The sequence below is a fragment of the Paenibacillus amylolyticus genome, assembly GCF_051136285.1.
Classification (GTDB): domain Bacteria; phylum Bacillota; class Bacilli; order Paenibacillales; family Paenibacillaceae; genus Paenibacillus; species Paenibacillus amylolyticus_F.
Genome location: NZ_CP194938.1, coordinates 5,567,764 through 5,585,052 on the forward strand (window position 1 = coordinate 5,567,764; position 17,289 = coordinate 5,585,052).

The 17,289-nt window shown below is 45.9% G+C and carries 13 protein-coding genes; 9 read left to right on the forward strand and 4 right to left on the reverse strand.

What is annotated here, in order from left to right; genetic code table 11:
- Nucleotides 1-110 precede the first annotated feature (110 nt).
- The 3 genes from ACR8BL_RS24225 to ACR8BL_RS24235 form a co-directional block, all read right to left on the reverse strand.
- Nucleotides 111-974, reverse strand: coding sequence for a hypothetical protein (locus ACR8BL_RS24225; protein ID WP_434756460.1), 864 nt, complete (start codon nucleotides 972-974; stop codon nucleotides 111-113).
- 272 nt (nucleotides 975-1,246) lie between these two features.
- On the reverse strand, nucleotides 1,247-2,038 hold the full coding sequence (locus ACR8BL_RS24230; RefSeq protein ID WP_434749900.1) for a hypothetical protein: 792 nt from the start codon (nucleotides 2,036-2,038) through the stop codon (nucleotides 1,247-1,249).
- Between the two features lie 230 nt (nucleotides 2,039-2,268).
- Nucleotides 2,269-2,631 carry an iron-sulfur cluster biosynthesis family protein gene (locus ACR8BL_RS24235; protein ID WP_434749901.1) on the reverse strand — a complete coding sequence of 121 codons (363 nt, stop codon included), beginning with the start codon at nucleotides 2,629-2,631 and terminating at the stop codon, nucleotides 2,269-2,271.
- Nucleotides 2,632-2,741: 110 nt separating this feature from the next.
- Here ACR8BL_RS24235 and ACR8BL_RS24240 point away from each other — a divergent pair, with 110 nt between their 5' ends.
- From ACR8BL_RS24240 to ACR8BL_RS24265, 6 genes are all read left to right on the forward strand, one after another.
- Entirely contained in the window at nucleotides 2,742-3,614 is an 873-nt protein-coding gene (locus ACR8BL_RS24240) for a metallophosphoesterase family protein (RefSeq protein ID WP_434749902.1), read from the forward strand.
- A 90-nt stretch (nucleotides 3,615-3,704) separates the two neighbouring features.
- On the forward strand, nucleotides 3,705-4,733 hold the full coding sequence (locus ACR8BL_RS24245; RefSeq protein WP_434749903.1) for a LacI family DNA-binding transcriptional regulator: 1,029 nt from the start codon (nucleotides 3,705-3,707) through the stop codon (nucleotides 4,731-4,733).
- 226 nt (nucleotides 4,734-4,959) lie between these two features.
- Complete coding sequence (locus tag ACR8BL_RS24250) at nucleotides 4,960-6,456, forward strand: glycoside hydrolase family 30 protein (RefSeq protein WP_434758277.1); 1,497 nt, start codon at nucleotides 4,960-4,962, stop codon at nucleotides 6,454-6,456.
- A gap of 114 nt (nucleotides 6,457-6,570) precedes the next feature.
- Nucleotides 6,571-9,633 (forward strand): beta-galactosidase, encoded by a 3,063-nt coding sequence (locus ACR8BL_RS24255; RefSeq protein ID WP_434749906.1) that lies wholly within the window; start codon nucleotides 6,571-6,573, stop codon nucleotides 9,631-9,633.
- A gap of 372 nt (nucleotides 9,634-10,005) precedes the next feature.
- Nucleotides 10,006-11,343 (forward strand): AbfB domain-containing protein, encoded by a 1,338-nt coding sequence (locus ACR8BL_RS24260; RefSeq protein WP_434749907.1) that lies wholly within the window; start codon nucleotides 10,006-10,008, stop codon nucleotides 11,341-11,343.
- A 112-nt stretch (nucleotides 11,344-11,455) separates the two neighbouring features.
- Nucleotides 11,456-13,300, forward strand: coding sequence for an RICIN domain-containing protein (locus ACR8BL_RS24265; protein WP_434749908.1), 1,845 nt, complete (start codon nucleotides 11,456-11,458; stop codon nucleotides 13,298-13,300).
- Between the two features lie 141 nt (nucleotides 13,301-13,441).
- Here the strand turns inward: ACR8BL_RS24265 and ACR8BL_RS24270 are convergent, their stop codons facing one another.
- The gene (locus ACR8BL_RS24270) at nucleotides 13,442-14,386 is read right to left on the reverse strand and encodes a helix-turn-helix transcriptional regulator (RefSeq protein WP_434749909.1); all 945 of its coding nucleotides are present in this window, start codon (nucleotides 14,384-14,386) and stop codon (nucleotides 13,442-13,444) included.
- Between the two features lie 125 nt (nucleotides 14,387-14,511).
- Here ACR8BL_RS24270 and ACR8BL_RS24275 point away from each other — a divergent pair, with 125 nt between their 5' ends.
- The 3 genes from ACR8BL_RS24275 to ACR8BL_RS24285 all read left to right on the forward strand — a co-directional run bounded on the left by ACR8BL_RS24275 (nucleotide 14,512) and on the right by ACR8BL_RS24285 (nucleotide 17,059).
- The gene (locus ACR8BL_RS24275; protein ID WP_434749910.1) at nucleotides 14,512-15,375 is read left to right on the forward strand and encodes an NAD(P)-dependent oxidoreductase; all 864 of its coding nucleotides are present in this window, start codon (nucleotides 14,512-14,514) and stop codon (nucleotides 15,373-15,375) included.
- Between the two features lie 249 nt (nucleotides 15,376-15,624).
- Nucleotides 15,625-16,182, forward strand: a complete 558-nt coding sequence (locus ACR8BL_RS24280) for a GNAT family N-acetyltransferase (RefSeq protein ID WP_434749911.1) — start codon at nucleotides 15,625-15,627, stop codon at nucleotides 16,180-16,182.
- A 121-nt stretch (nucleotides 16,183-16,303) separates the two neighbouring features.
- A complete protein-coding gene (locus ACR8BL_RS24285; protein WP_434749912.1) occupies nucleotides 16,304-17,059 on the forward strand; it encodes an exodeoxyribonuclease III in 756 nt (251 codons plus the stop codon).
- The last annotated feature ends 230 nt before the right edge of the window (nucleotides 17,060-17,289 follow it).

Sequence of the window (17,289 nt, forward strand, 5' to 3'; positions counted from 1 at the left end):
TAAAAATCATAAAATTCATAAAACCTCCTATCCAAAATAGTGGATTGGGAGGTTTTTATGTTTTTATTCCCACATGACAAGAATAGTAATCGATGCTAAAACACATAATCTCATTTTTCATTACGCTCAGATACCAAGACGAAGTTATTGATGAATCCTTCTTTTTGCAGGAAAACAGTCTCCATCTCGTCCGTTTTCATATCATAATAGTAAATACCTCTCTCGGTATTGCCATTTCCTTTTTCCCCAAGAAAATAAAACCCGTTACCGTTTTTGTCCAAAAATAATTCACTACTGGCCTTGATCGGCAGATGAAGTTCCTTTCGTTGTCCTGTCTTCAGATCCACCAGACTATATCCGATGGGCATTTTATTAATATGTTTGGCAGTTGCGATGAGAAGCTGGTTTCCTCTGGCGGATAAAGTGAGAATCTGTTCATCTTTGAGTTTGATGATTGCACGAGTTTGATTCGTTGCGGGATCGATTTCAATAATGGTATGGCTCGGTGGAACCATTGGTTTCTGCGTCTGATTTGATTTTTCCATCTGCTTGTACTGTTCTTCCTCAGAGTATTGGATGGCATATGCTTTTTGTGTTTCGGGATCATAGGCGATATCCCATGTGGTCGTGTCTGAATCTTGCTCATTTAATATCGAGATTTTTTGTGTTGCTTTGTCCAGAAACATGACTTTTACAGGGCGTTCTCCTTTTTTCACAGCAGCCATCATTAGTGTATTCTCAGAGACATCCGGGATAATGGCATTAATCGCAAATAAATTAGAACTTAGCTGCTTCGCCTTCCGTGTTTTCATGTCATAAGCGAATAACTCGTCCCCTTTATTTTTGCCTTCACCTGAGTAATAGGTAGCGTCCTCCGCCAACGAAACTACGGTCAAGGGATATTGAGAGTTATATGGCAAGTCAGCCATTTTGTTAAGCGTTTTGGACTGTAAGTCGTACGTGTAGACATTCATTTTCATTCCATCATTGGAATCTGTCCCATTGACGTATTCGGTGTTAGTAATGGAAAGGTACTCACGGTTCTTGGCAACCGTTTTTTTTATGTCGACTGAGGGTTCTTTGACATTTGTTTTATCATTAATGCATCCTGAATTTATAATGAGTAAAACAAACAAGATTAGAAAAAAGTTATTTTTGACGAATGATTTTTGCATAAATTATCACCCTTTTTAGAAATTCGATAAGGAGGCGAAGAATTTCGCCTCCTTATTTTAGTACGTAAAATTTAGAATGAGTAGAAGTATCTACCTTTGAATGAAAGAGAAGAAGACCATTTTAAATCAAACAGTTCTACACCTGTTTTCCAGATATCTAATGTGGCATCAGGGAGTGCTCCGTTATCTCTTTTGGTGACATTTGCGAACACGTTATTATCCAAGTTTCGTGCATCCAGCACTTGTTTATATTTAGGGTTGTCTATATCTCCTCTCGTTGCGGCATCGCCTTTTTTAAGAGTATTGCTATTTTCACCAGTTGTATCTGTAAAATTAGTAAAACGCCCTTCTCCAAGAACAGTACTGGATGTTATTGTAATTTTATTATTGTTACTACCGTAGGTATAAGTACCTGCTGCTTTTCTAGTACCTCTTGGGAGGGCTTTATATGCTGCCAAAGCAAAGGTGGTTTCCTGAGGGTATATAAATTCTTTTATGTAACCCTCACCGTCGTATAAAACTCTCAATCCTGGTTGTGGAAGAGGATTTTCTATTGTATATATAGGTAGATTTTTAGCTTCTTCTTTGATATTTTTAACAAATTCTTCTTCTGATTTTAGTTGTTCTGCATCTATCTTTGAGGAACTGAATTGTGTTATAGTGCTTTGATAAATAGAAGGAAGCGTTACTAGCTGACCTTGGTCGATAATAATCATTTGGTTGGACTCATCATATTCTACTATAGATCCTGGATTCATTTTCGTAGGAATTGTATTTGGATAGTCTAGTGAATCTGCAAAAGATGAGACACTACCTAAAAATAAGGATGCTGTAACTAATAAAGTTGCAAATGCTTTTTTCATCGTAATCTTCCCTTCAAATTTTAATATATTTGAAAGCTGGCCAGCTACTCAAAACTTTGTTTCGTAAAAGGAATGAAAGTTTCATGTGTTAAATAATACATTTATATTCCAATATAAGTAAATACGTGTATATATTATAATTCATATATGTATAAAAATACCCCATTCCTGGATTTTAGAATGGGGTATTATTTCATACTGATGACTACCTAATTAATGGAGCAAAGTGACTATTTCACAGAACGTTCCGCAGAGTCAGACGTTACATTGGTCACATCCCGCAGGTCATGCACCTTTACGTTGCTTCCATAGATCATCGATTCACTGCTCAGACGAAAGGAAGGGAAGTTATTTTCGGATTGCAGACGTAAACAGGGTTCAAAGTAAATCTGTTGCTCTTTATTAATCACAAACGGAAGGGAACCCGCTTCAATAGGCACGTCATCACTGTCTCGTTCATTTAAGATCAGAAGTACCGTAATTCCGTCACAGCCGCAACCATCCGTATCATAAAATAATTTGAAAAAGCCAGGCCGGTCATCCAGTTGTTCAACCAGTCTGGCTTCTGCCTGCGGACTCACTTGAATGATCATGGCGTCGTCACACTCCTTCGCTTCCCAATGAATTCGCTTACAATTTAATATATGGACCATAATTGCCGATTAGAAGGTAAGATAATATATAAGGAAAGGAGAGATGCGATTTGGAAATACGGTTACTGAACGATGAACCCATTGAACAATATCCATATTTGAATGTGCTTCCTGGCGGTGAGGTCATTCAAGCTCAGCTTCCAATTTATCATGGTACACTAGCTGGTTTGCCAGAAGGCATCGATGCACTGATTGTCACGTCAGATTTGCAGGGAATTGTACCTGTAACGGAGAAGGAGTCTGGTGCCGCATCTGACACGGAATCTGCGGATAAGCTTTTGGGTGAGATGTTGCCTGACTATATTCGTCTATTGATGGAGGTGGAATGGCCTGAGCTTGATCCGCAGAAGACGGGTGTGCTGTTATGTGGAGATATGTATGCCCTGCTCGGGAAAAGGGGAGCAAGCGGCAATCCGGTTCCCGTCTGGCTTGCCTTCAGGGCAGCCTTCGGCTGGGTTGCCGGCGTACATGGCAACCACGATCTCACCGATGACGCAGACGCTCATCGGTTACACCGCAGCGAGGGCATCCATTGCATGGATGGCCCAGCTGCGATCATTGGCGCTGGCCGCCCGCCGGGTGGCCTTGCGCCCAATGCCGCAAGGCTCGTGCAGCTACGCATCGCGGGCCTTGGCGGCATCATCGGCAGGCCGGACAAGCCGAACCGGCTGCCGGCAGAGCCGTATCTGCAATCCGTACGCAAGCTGCTGAAGCAGCAGCCGGATTGCCTGCTTTTGCACCAAAGCCCGGGCATCGCCGAGCTTGGGCTTATGGGGGAACCGCTCATCCGGCAGGCCTTGGAGGCCGGGCCGGAGACGCTTGTGTTCAGCGGGCATACCCATTGGGATACGCCCTTGGTTCAACTGAGCAACGGCACACAAGTGGTGAATGCCGATAGCAAGTTGTTTATTTTCACCCGCTAAGCAGCATGTGTGAATGAAATGCATTTCATTCGTGATATCTTATCTGGTATGATAAGCAGGAAAATAGAGAGAAAAGGAAGGTTCGCCCCTATGACAGCGATCACCATATATGATATTGCGAAGGAAGCAAACGTATCTGTATCGACCGTCTCCCGGGTGTTGAATGATACGGCTCCTGTTCGAGCCAGCACGCGAGAGAAGATTATGTCAATAATTGAGAAACATCAGTTTCAGCCCAACGCACAGGCGCGTAGCCTGATCAAGAAAGAAACGGGCACCATCGCAATCATCCTGCCGGATATCACCAACCCTTTTTTCCCCGAGGTGTTCTGGGGGGCAGAGAATGAAGCGCGCGGACTCGGGTATACGTTTTTCTTGTGTAATACCGCAGGAGACTATAACCGCGAGTCTGAATATCTCTCCATTTTGCGGGAGAAACGGGTCGACGGTATTATCTTTCTCGGCGGCCGAATTAACATGCAGGTCTGTCCAGACAATATGGCACAGGAATTAATTGATATGAGCAAACGGATGCCGATTGTGCTGGTCAATGGTAACATTGCCAAAGGTGGATTTCACCGCGTCTATACAGACGAAGGGGCCGGAGCGGCCATGGCAGCCGAACATCTGCTGGAGCTTGGGCATCGGGAGATTGCTTTTGTCGGAGGATTGAAAGAGTTGTCCACCACAATGGTCAAGGTTAAGGCAGTGCAGAAAAAACTTCGTGAACATGGACTAGAGATCCCGAAAGAACGCCAGTTACTGGGCAGTTTCTCCATCGATGACGGCAAAAGGGAGATGGCCAAATTGCTGAATCAGGACAATCCGCCTACAGCAGTAATTTGTGTGAACGACAACACGGCGATTGGAGCGATCAAATCAACGCTTGAGCATGGACTGTCGATCCCGAATGACATATCAATCATCGGTTTTGATGATACACCACTTGCGAGTGCCGTGATCCCTGAGCTGACAACGATATCCCAGAATACGTATCAACTGGGCAAACAGGCTGTAGATGTGCTGCATGAATTGATTAACCAAGGCAAACCAAAGAAACAGAACGTATTGGAACCTAAGCTGATTATCCGTCAGAGTACAGGACCTGTCGCCCGGTAAGGGGCCTGTATTTCAAAAAAAGAAAGCGTTGACATTTCCTCGAAGCGTGAAATATAATGAGGGCGTCAATGAGACCCTTTTCATCATGTGGAACGGGTTTTATATTTGGATTAAATGAAACCGATTTCATGAAATGGGTTTCAAAAAGTGAACAAAATTAATAACATATTTAAATTACCAACATCAACTTAGAATATCAAATGCATTATGAAGGAAGGAAACTACGATGGCGGATCATGAGCGACGCTTCAGAGGCAGACAAGGTTTGATACTTGCAGGCACAGCCCTGCTGGCCTTGGTGGCCGTAGGAGGAATGGTTGTCAATCATTATATGAATAAATCACCCGAGACACTTGTTTTTCAGGAAGATCCGGTACATCTCAAGCTGGAACAGTCGTACAATCATTTTGAAGGCTGGGGTACGTCGCTGGCTTGGTGGGCGAATGATCTCGGCGGCTGGAAGGATCAGAACAAGGTTGATGAGGTTATGGATTTGATATTTGACCCGGTCAAAGGTTTAGGGCTTAACATCGTTCGTTACAATATTGGGGGGGAAGAAAACCCCGAGATGAAGGAGCTTCGTCCCGGGGGTGACGTTCCAGGTTTTCAGCCTGAACCGGGCAAGTGGGACTGGGAAGCGGATGCGGGTCAGCGTTCCGTACTACAGGGTGCGATCAAACGCGGGGTCAACATCACCGAGGCATTTTCCAACTCCCCTCCGTACTGGATGACGATTAGCGGCTCGGTTACTGGCGCTGAGGATGGCGGTAACAATCTGCGTGAGGACCAGTATGATGCGTTTGCCGACTATTTGACCGAAGTGGTGAAGCATTACCGGGATACGTGGGGCATTACATTTCGTACCCTCGATCCGCTCAATGAACCTTCTGCGAACTGGTGGAAAAAGGGGAATCAGCAGGAGGGAAATCATTTTAGCACGGAGAAACAAGCCGAGATTATTAAGAAAACAGCTGCTTCCCTCCAAAGTAAAGGGCTGGATGGCACCGTAATCAGTGCCGCGGATGATAACAGTATAGATGAGACCCTATTTAATTTCAGCCTGTATGACCAGGACACGATTGATGCGGTTCAGCAGATGAATACCCATTCGTATAACGGCAGCAAAATGGAAGAACTGCGTGTTATGGCTGATAAATTCGGCAAAAAGCTATGGATGTCTGAATACGGAACGGGTGGCAGCGAGCCGCACAACCATGAGGATATGACTTCGGTACAGGAGCTGGCAGACCGGATTATGTATGATCTGAAAATCATGCAGCCATCCGCCTGGGTATACTGGCAGGCCGTTGAGGATGAAGGAGCGAGTAACAACTGGGGCTTCATCCATGCGAATTTTAACGGGGATGAACAATACGAGATGACCAAGCAATATTATGGCATGGCTCAGTTTACCAAATTCATTCGTCCTGGCGCGGTTATTATTCCGACAGATAAAGGTAGAACACTTGCCGCTTATGATGCCAAGGCCCAGAGACTTGTGCTGGTGATTCGCAATGAGTTGTCTGCGGAAAACAAAGCGTTTGACCTGACCGGCTGGCAATATGCAAAAACAACTTCTGCCCAGGTGTACCAGACATCACCGGATCGCAATATGGAAAAGCTGGAGGATATCCCGGTATATGCCAATGGCATTGAAGTACCTACCGCAGATAACTCTATCACTACCGTAGTGCTGGAAGGTGTCATGCCATCTGTGGAGTAAATAACGCAGGATAACAGGGATCTGTAAGTTATTCTGGCATCGGAGTGATCCGTTTGAATTTGCAGTTCAATGAGATCGTTCTTTATCTATAAAAATGAGAAGGAGGGGATTACGTTGACAGAACAAACGTCCCTAATGTTTCAGCAACAAGAGAATAACAAACTCAGTAGCAAAAATGAGATTCATTCTGAGCTGACGTATGATGCGCGCAGCTTTTATCTGAACGGTGAACGCATCTTTTTGAACAGTGCGACTATTCATTATTTCCGCATGCCGAAGGAGGAGTGGCGTGATGTCTTAATGAAGGCCAAGCTGGCAGGCATGAACTGCATCGATACTTATTTTGCATGGAACGTACACGAACCGGAGGAAGGACAGTGGTCTTTCGAAGGGGATAACGACTGCGGTGCATTTCTTGATCTGTGTGCAGAGCTGGGCATGTGGGTTATTGCACGACCAGGACCGTTTATTTGCGCGGAGTGGGATTTCGGCGGGTTTCCGTACTGGCTGGGTACAAAAGACGGCGTGAAATTTCGTGAAAATAATGAAACGTACCTTCATTATGTACATCTGTACTTTGACCAGCTCATCCCCATGATCCGCAAGCGTCAGTTGTCTGCTGGAGGCACGGTGATCCTCGTACAGGTCGAAAATGAGTACGGGTATCTGATGGATGACGAGGCGGCAAGCGCACATATGACAACGCTGAGGGACGGGATACTGGAACGAGGGATAGACGTCCCGCTTATTACTTGTGTTGGCGGAGCAGAAGGTACGATTGAGGGAGCGAACTTCTGGTCTGGCGCCGATGGACATTATGCCAACCTGCGGACAAAACAGCCGGACACACCGAAGATTGTTACTGAATTCTGGACCGGCTGGTTTGAAAATTGGGGTGGGCCCTCGGCAATCCAGAAAACCGCATCCCTGCTGGACAGAAGAATCATGGAAATCCTGAGAGCCGGGTATACCGGGATCAGTTATTACATGTTTTATGGGGGGACTAATTTCGGCGGATATGGTGGAAGAACGCTGGGTGACAGCGATATTTTCATGATCACATCATATGATTACGATGCTCCGCTGAGTGAATATGGACGTGCGACGCCGAAATACGCAGTGACGAAAAACCTGTCTTACTTCGTGCGTGCATTCGGATCCCTGCTGATGGAATCCGAAGAAATTGTGGCTGAACAGATTCAGGTTCGGCATCCGGGTGGTATTTCCGTGCGCGGAAGACAGGCAAATCAGGAGAAAATCTGGTTTGTAGAAAGTCACAAGGATGAACGTGAGACGGTGAACATTACGCTTGAGGCAGGCCGTACGTTGCCAATATCGATTCATCCGGGACAGATTGTCCCATTGCTGGATCGTGTGCAAATTGCTGATCAGGTATACCTGACTGCAGGTACAATGATTACTGGTAATGAAATCGTCAATGGAGAACTGACGTTGTTCATCACAGCTGACAGAGGACAACGCTCGGTAATTGAACTGGAACTGGGAGCGAAACAGGCATCGGACGCTGTGGATTTGATTTTGAAAGACAGTACGGTGCAAGTTCTGGTTGAACAGGATGCGAAGAGAAATGCATATCGTTTTGACCTGTTTCACTTTCAGGAGCCGGGAATAATGCGTGTGGAAGCCAATGGAACCGCTATTCGTTTCATTATTCTGGATCGTGACACGATGAATCGCACATGGCGAGTGGAATCGACCAATCACGAAAGCTTGCGTTATGCCATCGGTTTTGACGATGTGGATGTCATGGCGTCCGGGCAAGTGAAGGGAATGATCTCTGATCCGGAGCGTACAGTGATGTTGCTAGGTGATTGGCAAAATGGCGAACAGACACGGACAGGGCATGAGTTCTTCTTCACCCAAGATGCGGAAACGAAGTCTGAATCGTCGGCATCTGGTGCAGATAAAGAGCAACTTGTCTGTGAGAGTCCTGCTGCTCCGATGGCGCCAGTGCTGTCCAGTTCTCCTGACTTCTCTCGTATCACATTAACAGCGAAGCAACGTTCTTCGAGCGGGCAGCCTATGGGTTTTTCCGAGTATGGTCAGGATTTTGGTTATCTGTTGTATGAATGTCAATTTGATAGTACAGTGCAGGATGCGACAAATCTCATTCTGCCGGATATTCAGGACACTGCGAGAATTATCGTGAACGGTGCCGAGCAAGCGCTTGTGCGTAAGGTTGGAGCGGCGGCTGTTCCGGTTCAGGTGATTCATGGGCAAAATACACTACAGGTGCTGGTACAGCACATGGGCAGACTGAACTTTTCTCCGTATCTGGGGGAACGTAAAGGTGTGGCCGGAGCGGTGTACCTTGGTGGTCAAGTACAGGATATTCGTCGGGATTGGCAGATGGAGTCAGAGAAAGAAACAGAGACAGGCACTATTCATCTGGATGAAGTGAACTCCATTCAAGGAGGAACGGTACTCCGTCGAAACTTTACACTGGATGGTATGGATCGAGCGGTACTTGTCGGTGCCTTGAGCAAAGGCTTACGTATTAACGGCATCGAAATTCCGATGCCTGCTTATCAAGACTGGTTTGCGTTCCAGGTGCTGGATCTCTCCAGCTACGTGAAGCCTGGAGTTGTAAATACGCTGGAGATGCCATATAGCCGTTCACCCCTCAATCGACTTGAGCTGATCACTTACCTTCATGAGCGTGAGCTTCAGGATTGGCGAATGGCTGGTACAGACGCCTTGCTTCCTACGTCGTGGGAATCGCTTGATACGATCCAGTGTTCCAGCTTGGGTGCAGCACAATTGGAAGAGTCGCATGTTGGCAAAATGCCTGCTGCATCAAGTCCGATCACGGTTGATCGTACCAATCGCACACCAGGATTGACCTCACCGGAAACTTCTTACGGTCAGCCAGTATGGTATCGTTGGCGTTTTGCCAAGCCCGTCACAGGCGCACACCACAAAGTAAACCTGATGCTTCGCCTGACTGGCATGAGCAAGGGAACGATCCATGTGAACGGTCATCATCTGGGCCGATACTGGCAGATTGGACCGCAGGAGGACTACAAAATTCCGGTGGCGTGGCTGAAGGAAGAGAATGAATTACTCATTTTTGATGAGGAGGGCAGAACACCCGAACGGGTACGATTGCTACTCGATGAGATGTCACGATATCCGTGGGTTATAGTGGATCAGTAGTAGCTATACGTCACAGTAAATTCCCTCATTCCTATATACACCTGAATCACAGGAGAGCTTGGTATAGATAGCGAATCTTGTATTAAATGGTTTTAGGTTTTTATATGAGAATGAGGGGATTTATGTTTATTTTGAAAGAAAGGTAGAGGTAGCTATGACTGTTCTCAATGATCATGTAGAGCAGATGAAAACTTTTTTGTAAGCGCATACACAATAAGCGTATTTTTGGTGAAGGGGGTGATGTTTCATGTAAATGGGACGGGAGCAGATACCGTATAGGCTTCTTGGCAAAAGGAAGCATGTTTAAACACACGCTTCGTTCAGTCAGAAGGTAGTCCAATATGATCTTATGCAAGATAAGGAGTTGGATTCATGTTAATGAAAGGGAAAGGCACACCAAAGAAATGGAGCAGACATAAAACTGCACTTATACTCACGTTAGCATTGTTGATGATATTCACTGTCGCATTCCCGAATACAGTCAAAGCAACAACCAGTGTGTATACGATGACGGCCTTTACGAACACAAGCGAGTCCAACATGTATATCTATGAGTCATATAACGCGAAACATTACGGTTTGCTGAAAGGTCCAGCGTATACCCCACCTGCGGCGGACTTGATTCGCGATCCCAGCATCATGAAACACACCGATGGCTTGTATTATGTGGTGTACACCACAAACTGGTCAGGCAATACGATCGGCATCGCGTCCAGCTCGGACAAGATGAACTGGACATTTATCCGCAATATCACACTGTCTACTACAGCCCCGATCGCACATACCTGGGCACCGGAATGGTTCAAAGACACGAGCGGCAGTGTGAACATCATCGTTTCGCTCTCCCCTGGAAATTATGAGAACTTCAAGCCACATGTCATTACCGCATCGGGCAGTAATCTGGCATCCACATCGTGGTCTGCACCTGCGGCGCTTACAGGTCTTGCTCCCAATTACATTGACACCTTTGTTGTTAAGACAGGTTCAACGTATCATGCTTTTACTAAGAACGAAACGACCAAATACATTGAACATGCCACTTCCAACTCCTTAAAAGGACCATATACCTTTAAAGGCACAGGGAATTGGGCCGGCTGGGGTTCGTGGGTAGAAGGACCGGCGCTAATCCAACTGGATAACGGTTCCTGGCGAATTTATTTTGACGGGTATGCGGATCACAAATATTATTACAGCGACTCGGCAGACAACTTTCAGAGTTGGAGTGCTAAAAAGGAGATTACGGGGTTGTCCGGTATGGTTCGCCATATGACAGTACTGAAGGAATCCGGTCAGCCTGGTGATATCCGCAAGCTCGAATCGTTTAACGTACCAGGCAGTTTCATTCGCCACTATAACTATCAAGCTCGTATTGATTCCAATGTGAGTCCGGCAGAGGATGCTCAGTTTCGTATCGTTCCTGGTCTGGCAAATGCGATGGGCATCTCATTTGAAGCGATGAATTATCCCGGTTATTTCCTGCGCAATAATAATGGCAATATCGTACTGGTGAAAAATGACGGCAGTGCTGCATTCCGAAATGATACAACGTTTAAACGCGTAAACGGGCTGGCGAATACAAGCTGGACTTCGTACACCTTATTTAACAATCCAAGTCTGTATCTAAGGCATCACGACCAAGTGTTGCGGTTGGGCTCAGTCGTTACGGCTCTCGATAAATCGGATGCCACTTTCAGGGAGGCCACTCCATAGCTCCATGACAAGTGTCAAGACTCAGCAGACGGTTTCAGTTTAGTTGGTATCTGATTGGACCAACATATGTTCACCAAATGGGTTGATCTAAAATATCTAAGGAGTGAAGGATATGAAGTGGTTGAAACGAATGAGTGCATTGCTATTGAGTGGAACGTTACTGGCTGGCAGCTTCGGTTCAGGGGCAGAAGTATCGGCTGCGGGAGCTTACACGGCGACTGCTGATCCATCGAAACAGTATCAGACCATTGAAGGTTGGGGCACATCGCTGGCTTGGTGGGGCAAGGTGGTCGGTGAGTATTCGAATCGAGATGAGTATGTAGAGAAAATGTTTAACCCGGCGACAGGTATTGGCATGAACATTCTGAGATATAACATCGGAGGCGGGGATGATCCATCGTCCAACATTCTTGAATACCGCAAAGCCGTTCCTGGTTTTCAACCTTCTCCCGGTGTGTACGACTGGACTGCTGACGCAAATCAGCGTTATATGCTGCAAGCTGCCAAGGCACAAGGGGTCAACATCATTGAAGCTTTTGCTAACTCCGCACCTTACTGGATGACAATTAGTGGCAGTGTATCGGGTGCAGCGAATGGCGGGAATAATCTCAAGCCGGATTACTATGATGATTTTGCCGATTATTTGACGGAGGTTGTGAAGCATTTCCGGGATCATTGGGGCATTACCTTTGATACGGTGACCCCACTGAATGAACCGATCTCGAACTGGTGGAAGCTGGGCAATGATCAGGAGGGCATGCACTTCGGCCGGGCAGAGCAGAATACGATTCTAGCTCAGGTTCAGTCCTCTCTGGTTGCCAAAGGGCTCACTACCAAGCTGAGTGCACCGGAAGAAAATAATCTGGATGATAACAACATCTCTTTTAAAAGTTACAGCAATGCCGTTCAATCAGCGATCAGCCAGATTAACACACATACGTATAATGGTAGCAACCGGGCAGCTATGCGGAATACAGCAGCATCGTCAGGCAAACATTTATGGACATCCGAATACGGAGATGGAGATGCAAGTGGTCTTACGATGTCACGTATAATATTAAAGGATATGCGCAACATGGGGGCTACGGCTTGGGTGTACTGGCAGGCCGTGGATAGTGCGGAAGGCTGGGGATTTTTCAAAAACGTGCTGAACAATACAAAAACGACCAGTTATACCGTTAATCAGAAATATTATGTGATGGGGAATTACAGTAAATTTATCCGCCCGGGCTACAAGATCATCGGCATGAGTGATGCGAATACTCTTGCGGCCTATGATGCCACATCTGGTAAAGTTGTACTGGTTACGACAAACTCGGAATCTACGGATACATCGGTGACCTATGATTTGAGCCGTTTCTCAGGTGTAGGCTCGTCCGTGCAGGTGTATCGCACTTCTGCAACGGAGAAATTACAACAACTCACCAACATACCGGTTCAGAACAAAAAGTTCACAACGACGGCTAAAGCGAATTCGGTAACCACTTATGTGATCTCTGGCGCAGCCTACAGTGGCAGCACAGGGTATGAAGCAGGGGCAATCTACAAGCTTGTTAACCGTAACAGTGGTCTTGTACTGGATGTGAATGGTGCTTCGTCAGCCGGAGGAGCGACTATCATTCAGTGGAGTGATAATGGAGCAGCCAATCAGCAATGGAAGCTGGAGCCTGCAAGCAACGGATATTACAACATTCGTAACCTGGGCAGCGGGCTAATGCTCGATGTAAACTCAGGCTCTACACAGGGCGGTGCAGCACTGATTCAGTGGCAGGCCAACGGAGGGTATAACCAGCAGTGGCTGCCTATTGATGTAGGTGGTTATGTTGTACTGGCGAATCGTAATAGCGGCCTTACCGTTGATATTAATCAAGGATCGATGAACGCAGGAGCGTCCACCATTCAGTGGGAAGATAACGGAGGAGCGAATCAGCAGTGGAGATTAGTTAAGGTGAACTAGAATGTAATCTTCTTGTCATAGCATGAAGAACGAAGAGCAGCTTGCTTATAGCAGGCTGTTTTTCATTTTTCATTTTAGAGGATATACTGGATTAGCGATTTCGGGATTGAAACAAAAGGAATTCCCGCCCCCAATGTAACCCTAATCTCCATATTGTGCGGCCATGGCTTGTAACTTGGTGCGAATCTGGTCACAAACCTGAGGGGGATGTGTCACGTGGGCATCTGTTCCCAGACCAAGAAAGAAACTGACCACCCATGGCGTATAACTGGTGCCCATCTGAGCGTGGATTGTTCCTGAGCCATCCTCGTTCACCTTCATATATTGTGATAACCACACATCAGACTGACATCTTCGGACACCTTCTGGTGACAGTAACACTTTAAGTTCGAGTGGAGTTTCCTCCTCACTTCTCATGATCCATCCTTGAATGCTCTCTTTGGTCAGATCTACTTTTTGGCTCTGATCCACCTCACATTGCAGTCCACTAATTCGGTCAACACGAAATACACGATAATCTACTGCGTGGAAACAGTAGGCCTGACAATACCATAAACCATTCATTGTATACAGACCAAGGGGTTGAATTAGTCGTTCCTGTGTTTTGTTCGCTTGATAATGGATTTGTATGATTCTCTGTTCCAAGGCTGCCTCCAGTATCTCCTTCAAGTAGGGAACGTCTAGCTCACGCGGTGGTATCCAGAATGTGAGTCTTTGTTGCATGTGTTCAATTTTACGTTTGAGGTCACTGGATAAGTAATGAAAAAACTTGCGTAAAGCGCTCTGCGCTTCATTGTTAAAAGGGAGAGATCGATAATTCTGCAGCGATTGGCAGGCAAAAAATAAAGCCATCGCTTCATACTCCGTAAAACTGATTGGTGGTAACACCTTTTCTCGCAAAACACGATAACCTCCATGAGGACCAACCTCGGAATAAAGGGGGATGCCCAGTTCGCTTAATTCCGCCAAATCTCGAATCATGGTTCGACGTGAAACTCCACACTCATCTGCCAGCTCTTGTACGGTAAACGTTCTGCGTTCATTCACTAACATGATTAACTGAACAAGCCTTTGTGCTTTATGCATATGTACTCCCTCATATTAATTTTATAATCATGCCATTACTTGTCACTATTATCTATTATGCTTAATTTCGAAGTCAAGACGAGTTGCCTTCGATTCGTGATATAGAACCTTTGGGAGGAATAATAATGAATGAAGTAACGGTTATTGGTTTAGGAGCGATGGGGGGAGCTATTGCGCAAACATTACTGGAAAAGGGATATCATGTGACCGTATGGAATCGTACATCGACAAGGGCAGATTCCATCGTTGAAAAAGGAGCAGTACTCACGTCTACGGCAGCTGAAGCGATTCGTGCCAGTCAAATATCCATTATCTGTGTGTCTGATTACAAGACCTCATATGAAGTACTGGATGCAGAAGATGTACATGCGGCCTTGTCGGGGCGAGTGCTCATCCAACTCACTACAGGAAGCCCTGAACAGGCCCAAAAGCACGAAATCTGGGCAAACACCCATGGTGCTACATATATAGATGGAGCAATAGCGGCTGCCCCTACCCAGATCGGAGGATCTCATGCAACCATCTTTACTTCTGGATCGATGGAAGCTTTTGATCAAGTAAAGCCGCTTCTCAGTGCACTAGCAGGTCATGTACCTTATTATGGAGAACAGGTTAGTGCGGCTGCTTCAATCGACCTGGCATTCCTGTCTTATCTGTTTGGTTCATATCTTGGATTCTTCCACGCATCACGAATTCTGGAGTCCGATGGTTTGCGTATTGATGATTTTGGTTCTATGATTGCTGGAGTCTCGCCTATGATTGGCTCCATTCTTCAATACGAAGGTGAGGTCATTCAACATTCCAAATACGAAAATCCACAAAGTTCTCTTCAGATGTCCATGGTAACGGTTGGTCTGCTCATGGAACAGGCAAGTGAGAAGAATATGAATAACGAGTTTCCGCTGTTCTTGCAAAACATGTTTCGTAAAGCTGTAGAAGCTGGTTATGGCGAGCAAGATATAGCATCACTTGTGAAAACGATGCGATAAAATGAATAGATGGCATTTATCTTGAATGAACACATATCATTTAATGGATCGAAATAATCTTAAATAAGATACAAACCAATCGCGGCCATTCCCGGCAAGTAGTTAGGGGATGGCCTTTTTTCACTTGTCTTGACGGATTGTAATCATTTTATGATATGACTTGGTTACTTGAAGTTTAACGTAGTAAAATAGCACAGGGACTATAACATACATAATTGGAAGATACTTCGCATTTAAAGGAGAATACGTATGAATATATTATTTGAATTTGACACGTTTCCGCAAATAGAAACAGAGCGATTTGTGCTCCGTGCAGCAACAGATCGTGACAGTGGAGATCTACTGGCACTGTACTCAGATGAGACCGTTGTTGAATATATGCCTCTCGATCCCTTCGAATCCGAACGGGATGCGCTGGATGAGATGAGCTGGTATAGGAAGATTTTTAAGGAACATACCGGTCTGCGCTGGATGATTGAAGATAAGGAATCTCATCAAGTGATTGGAACATGTGGATATCTGGGTTACGAAGAGCAACATCATCGCGCAGAGATCGGTTATGATCTGCTTTCATCGTGCTGGGGCAAAGGTGTGATGACAGAGGTTGCTCGTGCTGTGCTGGATTTTGGATTCAACCAGATGCAATTGAACAAAGTTGAAGCGAAGGTAGACCCGGGGAATGAGGCGTCCATTCGTTTACTGCATAAGCTGGGTTTCCAGCAGGAAGGTCTGCTGCGGCAGCATGAGTTTGAGAAAGGCAGATACGTGGATTTCGCCGTTTTCTCGAAGCTGCAAAGCGACAACTAACAGATTTCTTCCATTTCCATGTTCATCCCCTTCTCAATCGCACTCCTCCAGCCCTAATCGTGATATCTTGTCCAGTTAATTAGACTCATGTTATATTGGAAAGATGTGAGGAGATGAGAATATGAAGCTGGTGTCCTGGAATGTGAATGGACTTCGAGCGTGTGTGAATAAAGGATTTATGGATTATTATCATCAAAGTGAGGCCGATATTTTCTGTCTTCAGGAGACCAAACTACATGCTGGACAGATCGAGATGGATCTGGGAGAAAACGTCTATCAGTACTGGAATTATGCGATAAAAAAAGGATATTCCGGCACGGCGGTATTCAGCCGCATCAAACCATTGTCTGTTCGCTATGGTATGGAAGAGGATAGCGAGCCGGAAGGCCGAATGATTACGCTGGAGTATGATTCCTTTTATCTGATTAATGTATATACACCCAATGCCAAACGTGATCTGACCCGTCTGCCCTATCGTCTGGAGTGGGAAGACCGCTTCCGGTCATATGTCCTGCAGTTAGAGCAGAGCAAACCCGTGATCATCTGTGGAGACTTGAATGTGGCTCATCAGGAGATTGATTTGAAAAATCCGAAGCCCAATATGGGCAATTCCGGATTTACGGATGAAGAGCGCGGCAAGATGACCGACCTGCTTGGTTCAGGATATGTGGACAGCTTCCGTCACCTGCATCCGGATCAGACCGATGTGTACAGCTGGTGGTCGTACATGCCTAAGGTCAGAGAGCGGAACGTGGGCTGGCGTATCGATTATTTTCTCGTGTCGAATCAGCTGGCTCCAAGTATGGTCGACGCTTATATCGACTGTCATGTGCTGGGCAGTGACCATTGCCCTGTAGGAGTCAAGCTGGAACTGTAAGTATAACAAGCATAAACGGATAACCGTCTGGTTCCTAAAGGGGATGCAGGCGGTTTTTTACGTCAAAAGGTATGACAGAGGTAGGGGGAGAGTACTGGACTTTAGTTGGGGAAACGACTAGACTCTGGATTGTTTCACACCGGGCATTTCTTGGGTACGATTGAAACATACATATATTATAAGATGAATGGTTCATGGATACAGAGCGGAGAAAAAGCATTGGATTGTCC